At 52.6% G+C, this 19666-nt stretch carries 17 protein-coding genes; all 17 read left to right on the forward strand.

The window, feature by feature from the left end; all coding sequences use genetic code 11:
• The first annotated feature begins 429 nt into the window (after positions 1 to 429).
• The 17 genes from WN53_RS27275 (at position 430) to WN53_RS12225 (ending at position 19660) form a co-directional block, all read left to right on the forward strand.
• A complete protein-coding gene (locus WN53_RS27275) occupies positions 430 to 618 on the forward strand; it encodes a DUF4762 family protein (protein WP_071784939.1) in 189 nt (62 codons plus the stop codon).
• Positions 619 to 883: 265 nt separating this feature from the next.
• Positions 884 to 1558, forward strand: a complete 675-nt coding sequence (locus WN53_RS12150) for a DsbA family protein (protein WP_024483511.1) — start codon at positions 884 to 886, stop codon at positions 1556 to 1558.
• Positions 1558 to 2505: a lysophospholipid acyltransferase family protein gene (locus WN53_RS12155; protein WP_024483510.1), complete on the forward strand. Its 948-nt coding sequence runs from the start codon at positions 1558 to 1560 to the stop codon at positions 2503 to 2505. Before WN53_RS12150 ends, WN53_RS12155 begins: the two co-directional genes overlap by 1 nt.
• Before the next feature lie 24 nt (positions 2506 to 2529).
• Positions 2530 to 4665, forward strand: coding sequence for a peptidase domain-containing ABC transporter (locus tag WN53_RS12160; protein ID WP_024483509.1), 2136 nt, complete (start codon positions 2530 to 2532; stop codon positions 4663 to 4665).
• Positions 4665 to 5825, forward strand: coding sequence for an efflux RND transporter periplasmic adaptor subunit (locus tag WN53_RS12165; protein WP_024483508.1), 1161 nt, complete (start codon positions 4665 to 4667; stop codon positions 5823 to 5825). Before WN53_RS12160 ends, WN53_RS12165 begins: the two co-directional genes overlap by 1 nt.
• Complete coding sequence (locus WN53_RS12170; RefSeq protein WP_037411478.1) at positions 5818 to 7773, forward strand: MacB family efflux pump subunit; 1956 nt, start codon at positions 5818 to 5820, stop codon at positions 7771 to 7773. The genes WN53_RS12165 and WN53_RS12170 overlap by 8 nt, the downstream gene beginning before the upstream one ends.
• A gap of 86 nt (positions 7774 to 7859) precedes the next feature.
• Complete coding sequence (locus tag WN53_RS12175) at positions 7860 to 9164, forward strand: efflux transporter outer membrane subunit (RefSeq protein ID WP_425313911.1); 1305 nt, start codon at positions 7860 to 7862, stop codon at positions 9162 to 9164.
• Positions 9165 to 9168: 4 nt separating this feature from the next.
• Positions 9169 to 10419 (forward strand): beta-ketoacyl-[acyl-carrier-protein] synthase family protein, encoded by a 1251-nt coding sequence (locus WN53_RS12180; RefSeq protein WP_024483505.1) that lies wholly within the window; start codon positions 9169 to 9171, stop codon positions 10417 to 10419.
• Positions 10420 to 10421: 2 nt separating this feature from the next.
• Positions 10422 to 11225: a hotdog family protein gene (locus WN53_RS12185; RefSeq protein ID WP_051346238.1), complete on the forward strand. Its 804-nt coding sequence runs from the start codon at positions 10422 to 10424 to the stop codon at positions 11223 to 11225.
• Between the two features lie 16 nt (positions 11226 to 11241).
• Positions 11242 to 11490, forward strand: coding sequence for an acyl carrier protein (locus WN53_RS12190; protein WP_024483503.1), 249 nt, complete (start codon positions 11242 to 11244; stop codon positions 11488 to 11490).
• Between the two features lie 4 nt (positions 11491 to 11494).
• Entirely contained in the window at positions 11495 to 12229 is a 735-nt protein-coding gene (locus tag WN53_RS12195) for an SDR family oxidoreductase (protein WP_024483502.1), read from the forward strand.
• Positions 12230 to 12581: 352 nt separating this feature from the next.
• Positions 12582 to 13142: a tyrosine-type DNA invertase gene (locus tag WN53_RS12200; protein WP_024483501.1), complete on the forward strand. Its 561-nt coding sequence runs from the start codon at positions 12582 to 12584 to the stop codon at positions 13140 to 13142.
• A gap of 457 nt (positions 13143 to 13599) precedes the next feature.
• Positions 13600 to 14148 carry a tyrosine-type DNA invertase gene (locus tag WN53_RS12205; protein ID WP_024483500.1) on the forward strand — a complete coding sequence of 183 codons (549 nt, stop codon included), beginning with the start codon at positions 13600 to 13602 and terminating at the stop codon, positions 14146 to 14148.
• Between the two features lie 500 nt (positions 14149 to 14648).
• Entirely contained in the window at positions 14649 to 15182 is a 534-nt protein-coding gene (locus WN53_RS12210; RefSeq protein WP_024483499.1) for a fimbrial protein, read from the forward strand.
• Between the two features lie 93 nt (positions 15183 to 15275).
• Positions 15276 to 15953, forward strand: coding sequence for a fimbrial biogenesis chaperone (locus WN53_RS12215; RefSeq protein ID WP_024483498.1), 678 nt, complete (start codon positions 15276 to 15278; stop codon positions 15951 to 15953).
• A gap of 101 nt (positions 15954 to 16054) precedes the next feature.
• A complete protein-coding gene (locus WN53_RS12220) occupies positions 16055 to 18622 on the forward strand; it encodes a fimbria/pilus outer membrane usher protein (protein WP_024483497.1) in 2568 nt (855 codons plus the stop codon).
• Between the two features lie 6 nt (positions 18623 to 18628).
• Positions 18629 to 19660, forward strand: a complete 1032-nt coding sequence (locus WN53_RS12225) for a fimbrial protein (protein WP_080660662.1) — start codon at positions 18629 to 18631, stop codon at positions 19658 to 19660.
• Positions 19661 to 19666: the final 6 nt, after the last annotated feature.

Below are 19666 nucleotides of genomic sequence, written 5' to 3' on the forward strand. Positions count from 1 at the left end.
TCCGCTAGAGCCGTTGACTGAGCTGGGGAGTGTCCATTTTTTCTCTAAAATTTCCCACTCATGAGATATGATTATTCTTATGAGGTAAGAATAATCCTGTATTTGGCTTTTTTTAATTAATGCGATAAAGGTAGGGTTTAACCCTGATTTTTAGAGTGTGATCCCTGATCTTTCTAAGAATACTCCTTTATCAATAATTCCGTAATATAATTCTTATATAATATTTATCAATAAAAATACCATTGATCTGTTTTAGAGATCACGGTATCTTTGCCCTCGCCGTAACAGAGAAGTTAATAAATATCATATATTCTGCGCTTTAATAAAGGCATGGGTTATCGTGCCTTTATATTGAGCGCAGATTTGTTCTATCGTTGATGATAGACATAACTAGGGCTATTTATTTCACTTTTATATAAGGATGATGTTGTGAAAAAATTAAACGTTTCTGAAGCTAGCACAATCGTTGGCGGCACCTGCAAAACCTGTAGCGTTGAGTATGTAAACCTGACTCCATCTACTTGTAATGCCGTTACCACTTGTGTAGACAAAGATGGCAAGGTTGTTAGCGTTGACAGCGCGCCAGTTTCTTTGGCCAATTGTGCACTGAAGCCATAATGTAAACGTTGGTTTCCTGTTTAACAGGAACTAATGCCAGTGCTGGTGCGGTAGGGTTTATCGCATCAGCCTGTTTGATTCTCGTGCATTTTTAATGGACAGGGATGTGACTGCTGCAAGGATTATTGCAGCCTGCCTGACTAAAACAATCAATATCCCTCCGTTATTAAGTGCTAATCGATTTACCCTTATACATTAAGGTTTGTGATTATTCACATGCAACCTTGAAAGATTTTGGGTATATGTAATTTAGGACGTAGCGCTCATGTTCAAGAAGCCATTTTATCTTTTCGCCTATACCCTTTTGGTTATTATTATATCTTCGCTGATCACCACGGCTTATTTTCACTATTTTGTGCTGAATCAGAACTCAGGTCCAGAACAACAGGCTCTGACTATGGTCAGCGAGAGCGACGTTAAAACCAGCCCGATAAACACGGATAATACGATTGTCGAGATCTTCTCTTACGGCTGCCACTATTGCGCCTTGAACGAAGAGAATGTAGCCAAGATGGAAGCGCGGATGCCAGCCGGGACTCAACTGGTCCGTGTGCATATCGCCAACCTGAACAATGATGGCCTGGCGAGCTTTGCCCCGTTGTTTGCCACCCTGACGGTGATGGGTATTGAACCACAGCACCGTGAGAGCGCTTATAACGCCATAATCAAAGATAAAATCGATCTGAGTAATCCAGTCAATCGCGATAAATGGTTAACGAAAAACGGTATCGATCTTGCTGCCTATAACAAAGCCAGCCAGACACCGCAGGTGGCAGAACTACTGGACTATATGACCAAAATATCCGGGCATTACCAACTCAAGGCGACCCCAACGTTTATCGTCAACAAAAAGTGGATGGCCGTGCAGGATCGCGATTTCCCTGAGTTTGCCGATCATCTGCTGTCACTGTTACAGCATGACAAACCGCTGGAGCAATAATGCGTTTATTTGCCGTGTGGGTGTATCTGGCGTGGAGAGAGGCGCTCACAACCCTAGCACGCGGTTCATTGCCCTTGCGCAGAGCATACGGCAAGACGGTTTGTTGGCTACTGCATCACGGCAACTACCGTTGGTTCCTTGGGCTGGGGGCGCTGGGGCGCTGGCTGCGATTAAATGACCGGGGCGATCGTCGGCGTGCCTTTGTGGCCGAGGCGAATAAGCAATCCCTGCTCGGGGCTGACTACCAAGGGAATTTTGCCCGCACCAGTCAGCGCCGCCGTTTATTGGAGCTGGCCGCAACCTATGGTCAGAGCCCTCAGGTCGCAGCCCAACTGGCTCGCTGCCAGGCAGAGCTTAATGCGGTCGTCGAGCCTTTGCATCAGGCAGGGCACCCAGTGGTGCTGGCACCGCTGCATATGCTCTCTGACGTGCTGGCCGGTATGGTCGGTGCCGGGGTATTTCCGGGACAGGCAACGGCGATTGTCTCCGTGAGCGTGGAGGTGTATCACGCCAGGGCGCGGGAATTAGGGGGCGTTAACCTGTCCTATTGCTCGATCCATGATGATAACCGGGAAATTGCCGGCAATCTGATGGGCGCGATTATGGAAGCGGCCGATCATCAACGCAATATCATTATTTTCCCGGATATTTCGCCGGATTACACCGTCAATACCAATACGGCGCAAACGGCAAAGCTCAGTTGCCGTCTGTTTGATCGCCCGGCCAATTTGCACAGCGGCGTGATCCGCATTGCCCGAGCGCTGTCGGCGCAGGTGGTGTTTTATTACCTGTATTACGACAAAGAGATAAAAATCCACATTGATCCGCCGATGCCGGCGCGCAGTGTGAAAGCCAGACTGCCGGAAATTGTTGAGAGTTCGATCGTCCGGCACCCCGAGGACTGGCTGTTATGGCACGCACATTCGTTATTTTTTATCAATGAATAAACCGGAAATTGAAGAAGTCAGATCATGGAAAAGATAATCCCGACGCTGGTCTTTCAAGGCGAAACTAACGAATGTGGGCTGGCCTGCATCGCCATGATGGCGGAAACCCAGGGGATTGATGTCTCGCTGGAAAGCCTGCGTGAACGCTATCCGGCCTCACAGCATGGCACTTCATTGGCCAGGCTGTGCGATATCATGGGTGAATTGGCGATGCCCGCTTATCCCGTGGCCTTTGAACATAATGAGCTGGCAGAATTACCGCTGCCCGCCATTTTGCATTATGGCGCCAGCCATTACGTGGTGCTGGCCTACCGTAAAGGCAACCATGTCTGCGTGATGAATCCGGGCATTGGTCAGCAACTGTTGCCGATTGATGCGCTGAAACTGGATATCAGCGGTTATGCGCTGGTGCTGGACAATGAAACCCAGCCCGATCCGCAGGCGCTAGCCAACGTGCAGCGCAGTAAACGCTTTCGCATGTTCGACACCATGAGTCTGAAAGAAACGGCACGTATCCCCGGCATTTACCGGTTGATGATACTGGCGTTTCTGATCTCGTTAACCCTGTTTATCATGCCGACGATGGTCAGTAGCGCCATCAACCAGGTCTTTTCCTCTGCGGGAAAAACAGATTTCCCCTATTTTTACTTCCTGCTGGCGTTTGTCGTTTCGACCACGCTGGCCTTCGGCGTGCGCTGGATCACCGAGCGATTTATTAAACGTTTCGTGGTGGTCAACAGCGTGGCCGGTTTCTCGCGCTTGCTCAGTAATTCACTGAATTTCTTTGATAAACGTGCGCCGGGTGACGTCTTTAGCCGTTTTGCCAGTTGGCAGATGGCCTCGGGCATTAAAATCGAGCTGGATAACGGCCTGCGTACCGACTGGATCATCGGTGCCATCGCGCTAGCGGTGATGTGCTATATGAGCCCGCTGCTGGCGATGGTGTCTGGTATCAGTGTCACCCTGATGGGGCTGGTTAGCGTCTGGGCCATCTATCGTGACCGCTATTTTACCCAGCAAATGCAGGTCAAAACGGCCGAACAGAGCGACTTTATCCTGGAGAGCATTCAAGGGTTCGCCACCATCAAGTCCGCTGGGCTCGATAGCCAGCGTAAGGGCCTGTTTGCCAAATATGCCCTGGCGCTGTTTACCTGTCGCCAGCAGCAGAGAATGTACGAGCAGGTCAAAAGCAGCCTGTATCAGTTGATCGGCAGCCTGGAGATGGTGCTGTTTATGTTCCTGGCGCTGCCGTTGTTGAAAAACGAAACTATCACGCTCGGGGAGTTCTTTGCCTATAGCTTTGTGCGTGAAATCTTCACCTCTTACATCACCAAGATTTTCTATTCCATCCTGCAAAAGAATCAGCTGAACGTGATTGATACCCGCGCGCGGGATCTGTTTCCGTCACGTTCTGCACCGGCGTTAGGCAATGATGCGGTTCCTGCGCCCATCCCGTCGTTCACCTCGCAACTGCGTTATAACCATATCGCCTTTGCCTATGACGCCCAGCAACCGGTGCTGCACGATCTTTCGCTGTCGCTCAGGCCGGGGCAAAGCATTGCCATTGTCGGTGAGTCTGGCGCGGGTAAAAGCACCTTGCTGAAGGTGATGACCGGCCTGATGCCACCACAGCAAGGGGACGTCATGGTGGATGGTCAACCGCTCGATTATCAGCAGGTGCACGCGCTGTTTTTCCTGCAAAGCCAGGAGGATATCTTGTTCAATGCCACGGTGCTGGAAAACATCACGCTGTTTGATGAGAACTTTAATGAACAAAAGCATCGGCAGATTGAGCGTTCGCTGGAAGGGCTGAATCTTGCTCCGGTGATCGAGAAATTGCCGGGCGGCCTGAATGCCCTGATCCGTGAAAGCCATGCTGGGCTGTCTCTGGGGCAACGCCAACGCCTGCTGCTAGCACGTGCCATGTACAGCGATCGCCCGGTGCTGGTGCTTGATGAACCTACGGCCAATCTGGATGAAGAAACGGCGCATCAAGTGATGGCCACTCTGCTGACACATTGTCGTGAGCACCATAAAACGTTGATCACCGTAACGCACAGCGAGAGCGTCTTGCCGATGTTTGATCGGGTGTTCCGCGTGAGCAATGGCCATGTGGCCAGCGTCGAAACATCACCGACACTGACTACGGCGGTGTGCTGATGAAGCTGAAGATGTTTGGCAAGGCTCGCCGTCTGGTAATGCTCGCCTTGCTGTGCCTGGTGGCCTTGATCGGCGCGATCGTCTGGTACGTCTCTACACCAGCGCAGGATCATACCTATGACACCGAAGAGATCACCCGTGGCGATATCGAAAAAACCGTGCTGGCCACCGGCATTCTTAAACCGGCACTGCAGGTCAGCGTTGGTGCCCAGGTTAACGGGCAATTGCAAAAGCTGTATGTGAAGCAGGGCGATCGTGTCACCCGCGGGCAGTTGCTGGCGGAAATTGACCCGACCTTGCAACAGAACGCACTGCGTAAATCGCAAGCGGCCCTGCAAAGCGCCGAAGCGCAAAAGCAAGTCACCCAGGCAACGCTCAAGCAATATCAACAGGAATTGAAGCGTCAGTTGAGGCTGGATCGTGATGGTTCAGGCGTGAAAAGCGATCTGGAGAGGGCGCAGGCACAGCTCCAAACTCAGGTTGCCCAGTTGAAGGTCAACGACGCACAGATCGTCCAGGCGCAGATGGAGCTGGAAACGGCCAAGGCCAATCTGGGCTTTACCCGCATCGTTGCGCCGATCGACGGTGAAGTGCTGGGTATTGTGACCAAGGAAGGGCAGACCATCGTGTCGTCACAAACCGTCCCGACCATTCTGGTGCTGGCGGATGTGGACACCATGACGGTACACACCCGTATTTCGGAGACCGATATCCTGAAGGTGCGCGTAGGGCAACCGCTGTGGTTTTACGTGGTGGCCGATCCAAAACAGCGCTACGAAAGCGTGATGGGCTCTATCCAGGAAGCCCCCAATGAGGCTTTGCAGGAAGACAACGCATCAAGTTCCTCCAATCAGCAGGCTTCGGCGGTGTATTACAGCGGCGTATTTGCTATCGCCAACAGTAAGCGCCTGCTGCGAACTTCGATGACCGCCCAGGTATTTATCATTACCGAGCAGGCGAAGAACGCCCTGCGTGTCCCGGTGGCGGCCTTTGGTGAACAACAGGGTAAAGATCGTTATCAGGTACAGGTGATGAACGGTAAACAGCTTGAGTCACGCTGGGTGCGCATCGGCCTGAACGACCGCCAGTTTGCCGAAGTAAAAGAAGGGCTGAAAGAGGGCGACCGCGTGGTATTGGCGGGGAGCGCTAGCAATGGTTAAGCCATCTTCTGCGTTGATCTCACTGAGCGGTATCTCCCGGCATTTTGTTTCTGGGTTGCAGACCGTAGCGGTACTGAAAAATGTCTCCCTCTCCATCCAACCGGGCGAGATGGTGGCGATCGTTGGTGCGTCCGGCTCGGGGAAATCCACGTTGATGAACATCATCGGCTGCCTGGATAAACCCACCGAAGGTGAGATGCAGATCAAAGGTATCTCCACCCAACTCGCCAGCAGTGAGCAGTTGGCCGAGTTACGCAGCCAGTACATCGGGTTTATTTTTCAGCGTTATCACCTGATGCCTTATCTGAGCGCCAGCGAAAACGTCGCCATTCCTGCCCTGTATACCGCGATGCCTGCGGCGGAACGCCAGACGCGTGCCGAATACCTGCTGACCCGGCTTGGGTTGCAACAGCGGATGAACTACAAACCGGCGCAGCTCTCCGGCGGGCAACAGCAGCGCGTCAGTATTGCCCGCGCGTTGATGAACGGGGCGGAAATTATTCTGGCCGATGAACCGACCGGTGCGCTCGATCGCGCCAGTGGGCAGGAGTTGATGGAAATCCTGCACTCCCTGCACCGCTCGGGGCACACCATCATTATCGTCACCCACGATCGGGATGTCGCCAACCAGGCGCAGCGTATTATTGAAATCAGCGACGGTGAAATTATTGCCGATAGGCGCAATGAAGCGGTCGCGCCACAGAAAACCCGGCCCGTATTACCGGTGGTCGCTGCCACAGGACGCATGCCGTTTTGGCAGAGCGTACAAGAGGCGATCAAGATGGCCTGGCGTGCGCTGATGGGGCACCGTGCCAGAGCCTTCCTGTCGATGTTGGGCATCATTATCGGTGTCTCTTCCGTGGTGTCGTCAATGGCGGTGGGTGAGGGCGCACGGCAAAATATTCTTAGGGAGATCGGTCAACTGGGCAACAGCACGTTGGAGATCCGCCCTGGTGAGGGGAGAGGGAAAGTACGGCCTGACTTTGCCCGTGCACTGAAGGTCTCTGATGTAGAACTGTTGGCTCGCCAGCAGTATGTCGACAGCGTGTCGCCAGTCGTCAGCAAAACCGTGGCTGCGGTGCGCGGTGGCAAAGAGGTGATGGTGGCGATTTCCGGCATCAGCAATGCCTATTTCCGCGTGCAGGGCCTGCATTTTATCTCTGGTAACGGTTTTACCCAGCGCGATCTGGACGAGCGGGAACCGGTGGTGATTATTGACCCGGAATTACGCGATACGCTGTTTGAAACGGATGAAACACCAGAAGGGGAAATCATCCAGCTTGGCGGTACGCCTTACCGGGTGATCGGCATTGCCGAGCGTAAAGGCGGCAAATTCAGCGGCATGATGCTGGGCGCCTGGATGCCCTATACCGCGCTGCTGGAGCGCATGTCCGGCGATATGCCGATCGAGTCCATGACCTTGCGTGTACGTGACGGGCTTTCACCGCATGAGGTACAGGGACGAGTGGAAAAACTAGTAGAACAGGCTCATGGCCAGCGTGACTTTTATACCCAGACCAACGATCAGATGACGCAGGCCATCCGCAAGGCGTCGGATTCGATGAATCTGCTGATCACCGCTATTGCCGGGATTTCACTGCTGGTGGGGGGGGTTGGCGTGATGAACATCATGCTGGTTTCGGTCACCGAGCGTACCCACGAGATCGGCATCCGTCTTTCAGTCGGCGCACGGCCAGCGGACATAATGCGCCAGTTCCTGATTGAAGCGATGGTGATCTGCTCGCTGGGCGGGTTGATTGGCATTATTGGTTCCGGGTTGGCCGGGGTAATTTTCTCCCAGGTGACTCAAGAGTTCTCGATGATCTTTACCTGGCCACCGTTGGTACTTGCCTGCGGGTTCTCTGCACTGATCGGCCTGGGTTTTGGCTTTTTCCCGGCGCGCAATGCGGCACGTCTTCATCCAACGGAGGCGCTGGCGCGCGAATGATGATGAAAAAGCTTTCTCTGACCATCTTGTTGCCCCTGCTGCTGAGCGGCTGTGGTTCCTTGACGAAAAGCGATTATCAGCGGCCAATGCTGTCGGTGCCCGCCGAGTGGCGAGTGCAGGATACTGGTTCAGGCTATCTGCAACACACTGACCACTGGTGGGATAACTTCGAGGATCCACAGCTCTCGATGCTGATCGGACGCGCGCTAACCAGCAACAACGATCTGGCCATCGCGGGCATACAGCTGCAGCAGGCCCGATTGGCGGCTGGGTTAACCGATACCAATTTAACGCCTGATGTTTCAGTTACGGGTAGCGCTAACAACAACAAAAACCTGCGGAATAATACGACTCCGACGGAATCTTACAGCACAACGTTGTCGCTGAGCTATGAGCTGGATCTGTGGGGTAAATTGGCGCGAGCGAGGGAGCAGGCGCAGTGGCAGGTTGAAGCCACGGAGCAGGATCGGCAAAACACCGCGCTGACGCTGATCGGCAATACGGCGCAGTATTATTGGCAGATCGCCAGCCTTAACCAGAAGATAAAACAGCAGCAAGCGGGTCTGGAAATCAGTCAGCAGACGCTGGCTCTGGTGCAGTCACGTTATGCTTCCGGTGCTGCCGGACAGCTCGATCTGTTACAGGCGAAACAGTCGTTGCTTAATCGTGAGAACACCTATCGCACGTTGCAACAGCAGCGGGAAGAGAACCGTAATGCGCTGGCGATCCTGTTTAACCGTTCGCCCACCGATCGTCAGGCAGAGCGCAGCTCGCTGGACATCAATCAGGATGTGCCAATTGCCAAAGTGCTGCCGGTTGAGGTCATTGCCCGCCGTCCAGACGTGAAGGCGGCGGAAGGGCGTCTGCGAGCAGCCCTGGCCGGTTCGGATGTGGAGCGTTTAAGCTTCTATCCATCGCTGTCACTGGCGGCCTCACTCGGCTCTGCCAGCAGCATTTTCTCTCAATGGTTCAGCAATCCGGTCAGGACGCTGGGAGCCAACGCTGCGTTGCCGTTTGTGCAATGGAACACGGTGCAATTGACCATTGAGAAGTCGGATTTGGACGTCAAACAGGCGGCGATCGTCTTTCGCAGCCAGGTCTACAACGCGCTTGCCGACGTGGATAACGCCATGTCGCAACGGCTCAGCTATCAACAGCAAAAAATCAATCAGCAACAGAATCTGCAGCTTAGCCAGCAGCGTCTGGTATTGGCCAGAAGCCAGTACCAGGCGGGGGCCGTCTCTTTCCAGAGCCTACTGGATGCCGAGGACGATCTGCTGACCATCGAAACCAATTTGTCAGATCTGCAGTACAACTACCTCAATGCCACCATGAAGCTGTGGTTGGCGTTGGGCGGCGGTGTGGAAAAAGACAGTGATATAACAGGATGAGATCATGAATAAAGATGCTTTGTCACGTCGCGTGGTGGTTACAGGCTTTGGTGCGGTCACGCCATTGGGGATGAATGCCGAGCAAAGCTGGGCGGCGATTATGGATTATCAGTTGGGCTACCGCTATTTCGATCGGTCCGCCGTAGGGATCCAGTCACGTTTCTTCGGGGTGATCGACGATGAACCCAGCCTGAAAGGCGTTCCTGCGGCGATCCGTCGCCGCCTGCCACGTTTTGCCCGCCTGGCGTTGGGGGCGGCCCGCGAAGCGATGGAGATGGCCTTCCACGGGGAGAGCCCGGCGGCCTATTACGATCTGCTTGAGTGCGGCACCATCATCGGCAGCGGCTGGGCGGGTCAGGATGAAACCCATATTAATTACGAAGGCTATCTGCGCACGGGGTTAGGCTCACCGTTTGGCTGTTTCCTGTCTATGCCGAATGCGGCAACGGCGGCCTGTAGCCTGTACTGGGGCCTGCGCGGTTATCAAAATAGCCCGATTGCGGCCTGTGCCACCGGGACGATCGCCATCGGCGATGCGTTTGAGGTGATCCGCAGTGGCCGTGCCTCGATGATGCTGGCCGGGGCTGGCGAGTCGCTGTGTACCGATGCCGCCGTATGGAACATCGATATCCTGCGCGCCTTGGCGAGTGAGCAGGATGATGCCAGCAAGGCCTGCTGCCCATTCAGCCTCGATCGCAACGGCTTTGTCCTGTCCGAAGGTGCTGCCGTGTTGTGCCTGGAAGAGCGCGAAGCCGCACTGGCGCGTGGGGCAACCATCCTGGGGGAAATCAAGGGCTATGGCAATTACTCCGATGCCTTCGACTTTACCGCACCGGCGGAAGACAAGATTGCCCGGGTGAAAACCATCCAGCATGCCTTGCGCCAGGCCGGGGTAACGGCGGAGGAGATTGACTATATCAATGCGCATGGCACGTCTACGCCTCTCAACGATCTGAATGAAACCCAAGCGATCAAGCTGGCCTTCGGCGAGGCGGCCTATAGCACCCCGCTTTCCAGCACCAAGTCTTACTCCGGGCATCTGATTGCGGCGGCAGGCAGCTTTGAATCCATCATCTGTCTGCAAGCGTTGCAGCATCAGCTGATGCCAGCCACCTGTCACCTGAAAAATGCCGATCCGGAGTGCGATCTGGACTACATCAGCGAAGGGCATCGCCCGGCCCGGTTACAGAACATCTTGAATCTGAGCTTTGGTTTCGGTGGTGCTAACGCGGCGTTGGTTATCGGGCAGGCATGAGCATGATCCTCAACTATACCCTGCGTGATGCTGAAGAGTGGGCCGCCTTTTCCGGCGACTACAACCCGATCCATTTTGATCTGCAGCACGTGCGCAAAATGGGGGCCGATCAGCTAAGTGTCCACGGGATGCGTGCGATGCTGGACATGAAACGTCATCTGAGTGAGGTGTTGCTTGCGACTCCGCTGGAGCATGACTTTTATGTTTTCAGCGCTCGCATGCGCCGACCGGTGCTGTGCCAGACGCCGTATCACTTGCAGATAGCGGGCAGCGGCAAGCAGATCACCGGCAAGTTGCTGGACAGTGTCACGCAGGAAAGCTGTTTCAACAGCAAACTGGCTCCGGCTCAGTCGTTAGAGCCGGTAGCTTCTGAGTATGAGCATGCGCTGACCGTTAACGAGGTGATGGCTCTCAGCCAGCGGTTCCCGGGACAGGCGTCGGAGGCCACTCAGGCGTGGAGTTTCTTTGACGCCCTGCTGTTCCAATTGCTGGTGAAATCCCCGGAAACCTTGGCGGCGCTGACGACGGCGCTGCCGGAACTGCAGGTCGCTACGTTGATTGAGGTGTTTGCCCAGCTCCCGGTGGTACAGACGCACCATGAGACCCACTTCAGCGCCCGATTATTCAACCCCGAAACGCTATTTGCACCCGAAGATCGGCTGTACTACCGCATTCAGCCGATGCTGGTGATCGGGGACCGAAGCAGCGGATTTGTGTTACGCGCGGTGATCGAGGCCAGAACGCAGTGGCAAGCGTTGCTTGTCACCTCGGTGACCTTAAAAACATGGCCAATGGCCGACAACTAAACATAGGGATATTACCATGGGAAATTACCAACAGGTTTACGACATCGTTACTGAAATGATTTGTGATGCCAAAGATCTTGAGATGGCCGATCTGGCCCCAGAGATGCCTCTGCAGCAGTTGAAGCTGGACAGCCTGGACTATGTGGAGCTGATGGTGCTGGCCAAGCGTGAGTTCGGAGTCACGCTCAACGCCGAAATGTTCATCAATCAGCCGAATATGACGCTGGGTGAGCTCTGTCAAAGCCTGGCTGACACGCAAAAGTAATCCTATGACTAAACAATGGGTATTAGTGACCGGGGGTAGCCGGGGGATTGGCCGCGCGTTAGTGGAAGAACTGGCCAAGCAGTGGAACGTGGTGTTCACTTGCCGTAGCGGCCAGTCGGCCAGCGCGGCGGTGATTGCAACCTGCGCGGGTTTGCCGGGTTGGGTGGAAAGCTGCGTCTGTGACGGCAGTGACGAGCAGGCGGTGAACCTAGTGGCTCCACAGTTGCTGACACGCCTCGGAGCGCCTTTTGCGGTGATCCACAACGCCGGGATCACGCTGGATGATTTGCATATCCAGCAAACAGGTGAGCGCTGGCGGCAGGTGATCGACACCAACCTCAACGCCATCTTCTACTGGAACCGGCACCTGCTGCCCGCCATGATGGCACAGGGGGAGGGGGCGATGGTGCTGATGTCTTCAGTGACGGGCATCAAGGGCAATACCGGGCAAACGGCCTATGGGGCCAGTAAGGCGGCGATGATCGGCATGGGGAAATCTCTGGCGCTGGAAGTGGCCCGTTTTGGTATCCGGGTGAACTGCCTGCTGCCCGGGATTATCGAAAGCGAGATGACGCAGGCCATTCCGCCGGAGGCGCTGAAGGCGCTGCGCAAGCAAATTCCTCTGCGCCGCCTGGGCAAAGCCAGCGAAGTGGCGCGTACCACCGCGTTTCTCATCGGTGATGACAGCCGTTATATGACGGGCCAAAGCCTGATCCTTGACGGGGGTTTGACCGTCTAAGGCAAGCCTGGTTTACTCTTCTATTGGGGTATCTCTGCATACCCCAAGTGCTTTCGATAACCCCCTATTGCCTCACCTCAGAGCATCCACGATCGCCCCTCCTTCTATCAAATGGTGAGTCTAGCTTACGATCTGCACGGTTAATAAAGCACCGTTGCTAAGATCTCCTGTTCAAAAAATAGACTTTCCCACACGTTATTACCACAGGGGGAAATGAATAAATGGCACTAAAACCGCTGAAATTCGATTTATTCCACAAAGTTATGCTGAGCATCAGGTTGTAGCTTGACCAGAATTTTCTTATAGCGTTAAATCCAATATCTGAAAAAAAACGTGTATAGGGAAATACCGCATGTCGGCTAACACCAATCGTAAGTTTTTGAGCATGGATGAAGTACAGCGTTTACTTGATGCAATTCCTGATCATAAGAATACCGTCCGTGATAAATGTATGTTGCTGGTTTGCTTCATTCATGGATTGCGCGTCTCCGAGCTCTGTAATCTGCGCCTGCAGGATCTGGATTTACTCAGCAAAAAATTGTATGTCAATCGCCTGAAAAACGGCTTTTCCGTCCAACATCCGATTCAGCCGCGTGAGCACTCCGCACTGGTCAGTTGGCTGGCCCTGCGCCCACAATATCTTGAAGCAGACAGTGATTTTCTGTTTCTGTCACGCCAGGGGGGGCGACTTTCTCGCCAGCAGATGCATCGCCTGTTCCGTGAGTACGGTGAACTTGCTGGACTGAATGTCCCCGTGCATCCGCATATGTTACGCCACGCCTGTGGTTATGCGCTGGCTGATGACGGCATTGATACTCGTTTAATCCAAGATTATCTGGGTCATAAAAATATTCAGAATACGGTAATTTATACTGCCAGTAACGCGGGGCGCTTTCGCTCGATTAGAATATAATTAAAATCTGCTTAAAAACAGTTTATTTAATCTATGATTGTTAGACTCATCCAATCTTGGTTGAGTTTAACATTAGATATATAGCCACCTCTAATTTATCATGCGTTCATGGATAAGAATGTCATGAAGAGTAATGTATAAATCCAGTATTGTTTACTGCACTCATTATTAATGGGGTGTTTCATTATATTGTGATTTAATTTTTTAGGATTTATCTCTTACTTAAGAAAGGATAATCCTTTAAATCATAGATCACTGGCTTTTCTATGGCATTTCTTTTTTTTTGTCGGATATCCTTAGCAATTCCATGGCTGTTGTCTTTTTTCCTCTCCGCTATACTGATCTGGGATAGGTTGAAGCTGTCGCAACCCTTGCATCAGCGATCCTATGAATCTTGTAGGTATGTAAAAGGATGAATAGCCCTGCACATTTTTTAGTAAAGTCACAGTGAGGCACTATGAATAATCGCAAGCATCTGACTCCTTCCGAAGTTGCGCGTCTGCTAGGAGCTACTCAGCAGGGTAAACACGCTGAACGCGATTACTGTTTGATTTGGATGTGTTTTATCCACGGATGTCGTGTCAGTGAGATCAACCGCTGGCGCCTTTCCGATATCGATTTGGAGGGCAAAAGCATTTATATCCATCGCCTGAAAAACGGCTTTTCCACCATTCATCCTTTATATGCCAAAGAACATAAAGCGTTACGCGCCTGGTTAAAAGTCAGACGCACTTATCGAGGTGCCGAAAGCGACTGGTTATTCCTTTCCGAGAAGGGTAATCATCTATCCCGCCAGCGTATCTACTGGTTAATGCGTCATTACAGCGAGTTGGCTGGTCTGGAGGTTAACGCCCATCCTCACATGCTGCGACATGGTTGTGGATTCGCGCTGGCAGACCGCGGGATAGATACTCGATTGATTCAGGATTTTCTTGGGCATAAGAATATTCAGCACACCGTACTTTATACGGCCAGCAATGCGCGGAGATTTAAAGAAGTCTGGTAAACAAAATGTAATAATTTAATTCACCCGGTACACTTTGAACTAAACTGTCACGCACTCTAAGGATTATCTTTTTGCGAGTCAACAAATTTGTTGTGGCAACATTCCTAATTTTTAAATAATGATTAACATCAGTAAGTTAAGTTGATTTCTGGACAGCTATTCATCATTGCGCTCTCCCCCATAAGTGGCTGTTCAAGCCCACTCCTGACTGGTCTAAAAAATCCCCCTTGGCATTGAAGATAGTCTTAACGCTTTATGGTTGTTCATTAATTGTTCGCCAGTTGAAGTTTAATGCTGGTGACTAAGAATTTTCAGCATAAATATTTGGACGGTACACTTTAGTTCAAAATGACTCGTCGGTTAGACAAGGCTTAACGGCCTAGGCAGTTATTTAACGGGCGAGGTTATCGCTAGGAACTAAATAAACAGGGAACGACATAAGGCTATGTCAAATAATTTTGCTATGCACATGGGTGCATTACATTAAAGGAAAGTGTTGTATGAAAAAGAATCTGATTGCTGTTGCCGTATTGGCCTCTTCTGTGTTTGCCGTTACCGCTGCTGCTGCTGCTGATGGTCAAGTGGATTTCGTAGGTAAAATCACCGACGACGCTTGTGTTGTGACTAACAACCCAGGCAGCCCACTGCAAGTGAATCTGGGTGAAGTCGCTACCACTTCTTTCAACGTGGGTGGCGTTCCGACTGCGGGTGTTAAATCTTCTGCTACCAATTTCACCATCAAATTGACAGGTTGCCCGGCTGCGGCAACTCAAGCTGCAGTCAAATTTGACGGTATCGCTGTGTCTGGTGACAACACCGTTCTGGCACTGGCTGCTGGTGGCGCAACAGGTGTTGGTATTCAGCTGAGCGATGACGCTAACACTGTAGTTCCATTGTTTACCGCATCTAAAGCATATCCACTGGCTGCGGGTAATAACGATCTGAACTTCGTTGCACGTTATATCTCTACCTCCGCCACCATCACTTCTGGTGTTGCGAACTCCACCGCTAGCTTCACCCTTAACTACAACTAAGACTTTACCAATTCGACGTAGAGATTAGTTGTTCTGATTTCAGGCCAGCGGTAGTTGAGCTGGCCTTTATGTCTCATTTCACGGGGTGTTTGTATGAAATTTATTCCTGCCACAGTGCTGACGAGCTTGCTGATGATGAGCTGTGCTGCTCAGGCCGGTGTGGTTGTGGGCGGTACGCGCCTGATTTATGAAGGCGGTAAAAAGGAGTCTTCACTGAGCGTCAGTAACCCGGACAAGGGGCCGTACCTCATCCAGACTTGGGTAGAGACCACCGCAGGTGGCGCTGAGAAAGCCCCCTTTGTGGTGACCCCGCCGCTGTTCCGCCTGGATGGCGACCAGAAAAACGTCCTGCGCGTGGTGCGTGCCGGGGGCAATCTGCCCTCAGATAAAGAATCGTTGTATTGGATGAACATCAAGTCCATCCCCGCAGCCAGCAAAGCTGAAGTCCGCAATACGCTGCAAATTGCAGTGAAGACGCGCATCAAGCTGATTTACCGCCCGGAGGGCATCAAAGGCACGCCGGAGCAAGTCACAGAGAAACTGACCTGGCAACGCAGTGGTAATAACCTGCAGGTGACCAACCCGACGCCGTTTTATATGAATTTCTATGAGGTGAAGGTTGCAGGCAAGAAATTGAGCGATGTGACCTATGTGGCTCCGATGAGTACGGCAAGCTTTGCACTGCCAACCGGAGTGAGCGGCGGCCCGCTTAGTTGGAAGATTATCAATGACTACGGGGCGGTAAGCAAAGAGCAACTCGCAGCGTTGTAGCAGGTTGCAAGGTATAGCGTTGATTGAATAGGCATCCCCACAGGCCGTGGGGCACAGGACACAGGGGGGGATTTTACCCTGCAGGCAATGGAGTAAAACGGATGAATAACAATAAAAGCCAGGCCGGGCATTCGCCACGCATCAGCAGGCTGGCTTATTTGATTGCTACCCAGCTAGCATTGATGGGAACCCTATCCTTTAGCGTACAGGCGCGTGACTATTTTAACCCTGCACTGCTGCAAATGGATAACCCAAACCAGGGCGCGACAGATTTAACGGTTTTTGAGGAAGGCATAGGTCAGGCACCAGGCACCTATCGGGTCGATATCTATCTCAATAACGAACAGCAGGACACACGGGATGTGACGTTCAGTATGCAAAAAGGGGCTGATGGCAAAGAGCATCTGCAACCTTGTCTGAGCGTAGAGCAACTTAATGCCTTGGGGGTGAAAACCGATTTATTCCCAGGGCTCGGTGATGCCAAGTCACAATGCGCCAACATCAGTGCCATTCCCCAGGCCAGCGCCAAGTTCCGTTTCAGCGAACAGCAATTACTGATCAGTATTCCTCAGGCAGCCCTCTCACAGAAAGCACGTGGTTACGTTCCTGAAAGCCAGTGGGATCAAGGTATTCCGGCATTGCTGCTCAACTACAGCATGAGCGGAGCCAACACTTATGCACGTAATGGTAATAACCAAGACAGCAACAGCCAGTTCGTCAACCTGCGGCCAGGTGTCAACCTCGGGGCGTGGCGGTTGCGTAACTACACGACCTGGAGCCGAAGCAGTGACGGCCAGGATAAATGGGACACCATCTATACCTATGCCCAGCGTGACATTATCGCGCTGAAAAGTCAGATGACGCTGGGGGATAGCAGTTCACCTTCGGACGTGTTCGACAGCGTACCGTTCCGTGGTGGGCAGTTGGCCTCGGACGACGAAATGATACCGGACAGCCTGAAGGGCTATGCGCCAATGGTACGGGGTATTGCACGAACCAATGCGCAGGTGACTATCCGCCAGAACGGTTATGTGATTTACCAGACCTACGTGGCGCCAGGTGCGTTTGAAATCAATGACATGTTCCCTACCGGGGGCAGCGGTGACCTGCTGGTGACCATTAGGGAAGCCGACGGTAGCCAACAGCAGATGGTGGTGCCGTTTGCCTCGCTGCCCGTGCTGCAGCGTCAAGGTCGTTTGAAGTACTCAGTCACCAGCGGGCAGTACCGTTCTTATGACAACAGCATAGACAAGACCCTGTTTAGCCAGGGTACAGCGATTTATGGTCTGTCCAATGGCTTTACTGCCTACGGCGGTGGCCAGTTTGCCAGTAAGTACCAGTCTGTGGCCTTGGGGCTGGGCAAGAACATGGGTGACATCGGTGCCATATCGGCAGACGTGACCCAGGCATGGTCTACGATGCAAGACCAACCTAAAACCGATGGCCAATCATGGCGAGTTCGTTACAGCAAGAACCTGATACAGACGGGTACCAACTTCTCGATTGCCGGATACCGTTACTCAACCGCGGGCTACTACAGTTTGCAGGAAGTATTGGACACCTACCGTGACGGTAGTAGTTACCGGCTCACCGACCGCAAGCGCAACCGCAGCGAGTTGACCATCAGCCAGAACCTGGGAGATGCGGCGGGAACCCTGTCATTAAACTGGGTCAGCGAAGACTACTGGAACAGCGATCGTACCTTACGCTCGATTGGTGTCGGCTATAACAACAGCTGGAACGGTATCAGCTACGGGTTGAGCTACAGCTATAACGAAAACTCGACGGCCAGTGGCAACAGCAGTGGCGCCATTTATGACCGCGATCAGATCTTTGCGCTTAACGTCAGCATGCCGCTGGATCGTTGGTTGAGCAGGACTTATGCCAGCTACAACCTGAATACCAGCCAGAAGGGGTCCACTAACAACTCTGTCGGCCTGAACGGTACGGCGTTAGCGGACAACAACCTGAGTTGGGGCGTACAGCAAAGCTATGGCAACAAGGGCATCGGCAACGGCGGCAACCTGAATGCCGACTATCGCGGTACCTATGGGGAAGTGTTGGCGGGTTATGCCTACGATCGCAACAGTCAACGACTGAACTACGGCCTGCAGGGCGGCATTATAGCGCACCAGGACGGGGTGACCTTCGGTCAGCCGTTGGGGGAAACCATTGCGCTGGTGAAAGCACCAGGAGCCGGTGGCACGGGGGTTAACAACCAGACCGGGGTTAAAACCGACTGGCGTGGTTATGCCATCGTGCCGTACGTCAGCCCTTATCGCAAGAATCAGGTGCAGTTGAACACCGAGACTATGGCGGATGACGTAGAGGTGGAGTTGACCTCTCAGAACGTGGTGCCAACCCGCGGTGCTGTAGTTCGAGCCAGCTTCCAGGCTAACGTGGGCCAGCGAATACTGATGACTCTGTTACGCCAGGGTGGCGCACCGGTACCGTTCGGTGCCACAGTGAGCGATCCGGCACAGAAAACTGCACAGGGATTTATCGTCGGGGACGGTGGCCAGGTTTATCTGACCGGTATGGCAGACAGCGGCAGCCTGAATGTGAAGTGGGGCAGCGGTTCAGACCAACAGTGTCAGGTGAGTTACTCACTGACAAAACAGACAACGGAAAGTGCTGGCATTCAGATGCTGAATGCGCAGTGCCGGTAAGGAACGATGATGAAGTTAATCAGGTTAGTTAAATTAACATTGGGCGGCCTGCTGTGCCTGTTTTCCGTATCAAGCTTTGCGGCAACCGGGTGGTGTACCACGGTAGGTGGCACGAAGATATATAACTTCCCCTTTGTCAAACAGTTCGAAAATCCAGGGGATAACTCGGCTGGCATGTATTATAAGCAGACCTATCAGTGGAATTTAGGTGGTGATTATGCTGCCAATTGTGATTGTACAGACTCGCCCATAACCTTCTATAAGGCAGAGGTGCCCAGCAATCTGACCTTTACAAGGGACTATGATGGCTTACATTTTTATTCAATAAATAGATATTTGGAAGTTGCCACTGAATTGTGGGTCGGAGGGGGTAAGCAGGAAAATATTGCTACCCCATTCGCTAGCGTAAGCAACCTGTATCCCAGCGCTTGCAAGGGTATGACCAACTGGACGTCCGGTAGTAGTGGTTTTGTGTCTTTGTACTTTACCAGGCCATTTGTGGGGCAGGTCGTCATCCCAAACACTAAGATCCTGGACCTTTATGGTTCAAAAGTCGATAAGTCATTTGGTGGGGTGCCGATGTCATCTATCTATATGAGCGGATCGGTAACGGTACCACAATCTTGTGAAATTAATGCCGGGCAGGTCATTAATGTCAATTTCGATAATATCATGTCAAATGACATCAAAACCAAGGGTGACATTGCCAATGGGTTTACCCCCAAAGTCGTTAATATGACGCTGGCCTGTAACAATATTTCTAACGGTGTTGTCGTCAGCTTATCCTTTAGTGGAGAGCCCGCGAGTGGAGATCCAACCGCATTGAAGTCCTACGATAATACTGATATCGGGGTCCGGGTACGCGACGCAAACAATAATATCGTGTCGCCGGTCAATGGAAATCTGCCCGTCACCTTCGACTATTCTGCACAAACTGGTACCAGTTCTATGACGCTGGCACCAATGAACGTGACGGGTAATACCCCGGCGCTGGGACGGTTTAATGCCGTGGCCACCATTAATGCCGAAATTAACTAGGTTTTT

Origin of the sequence: Serratia fonticola (genome assembly GCF_001006005.1) — a bacterium.
Lineage (GTDB): Bacteria > Pseudomonadota > Gammaproteobacteria > Enterobacterales > Enterobacteriaceae > Chania > Chania fonticola.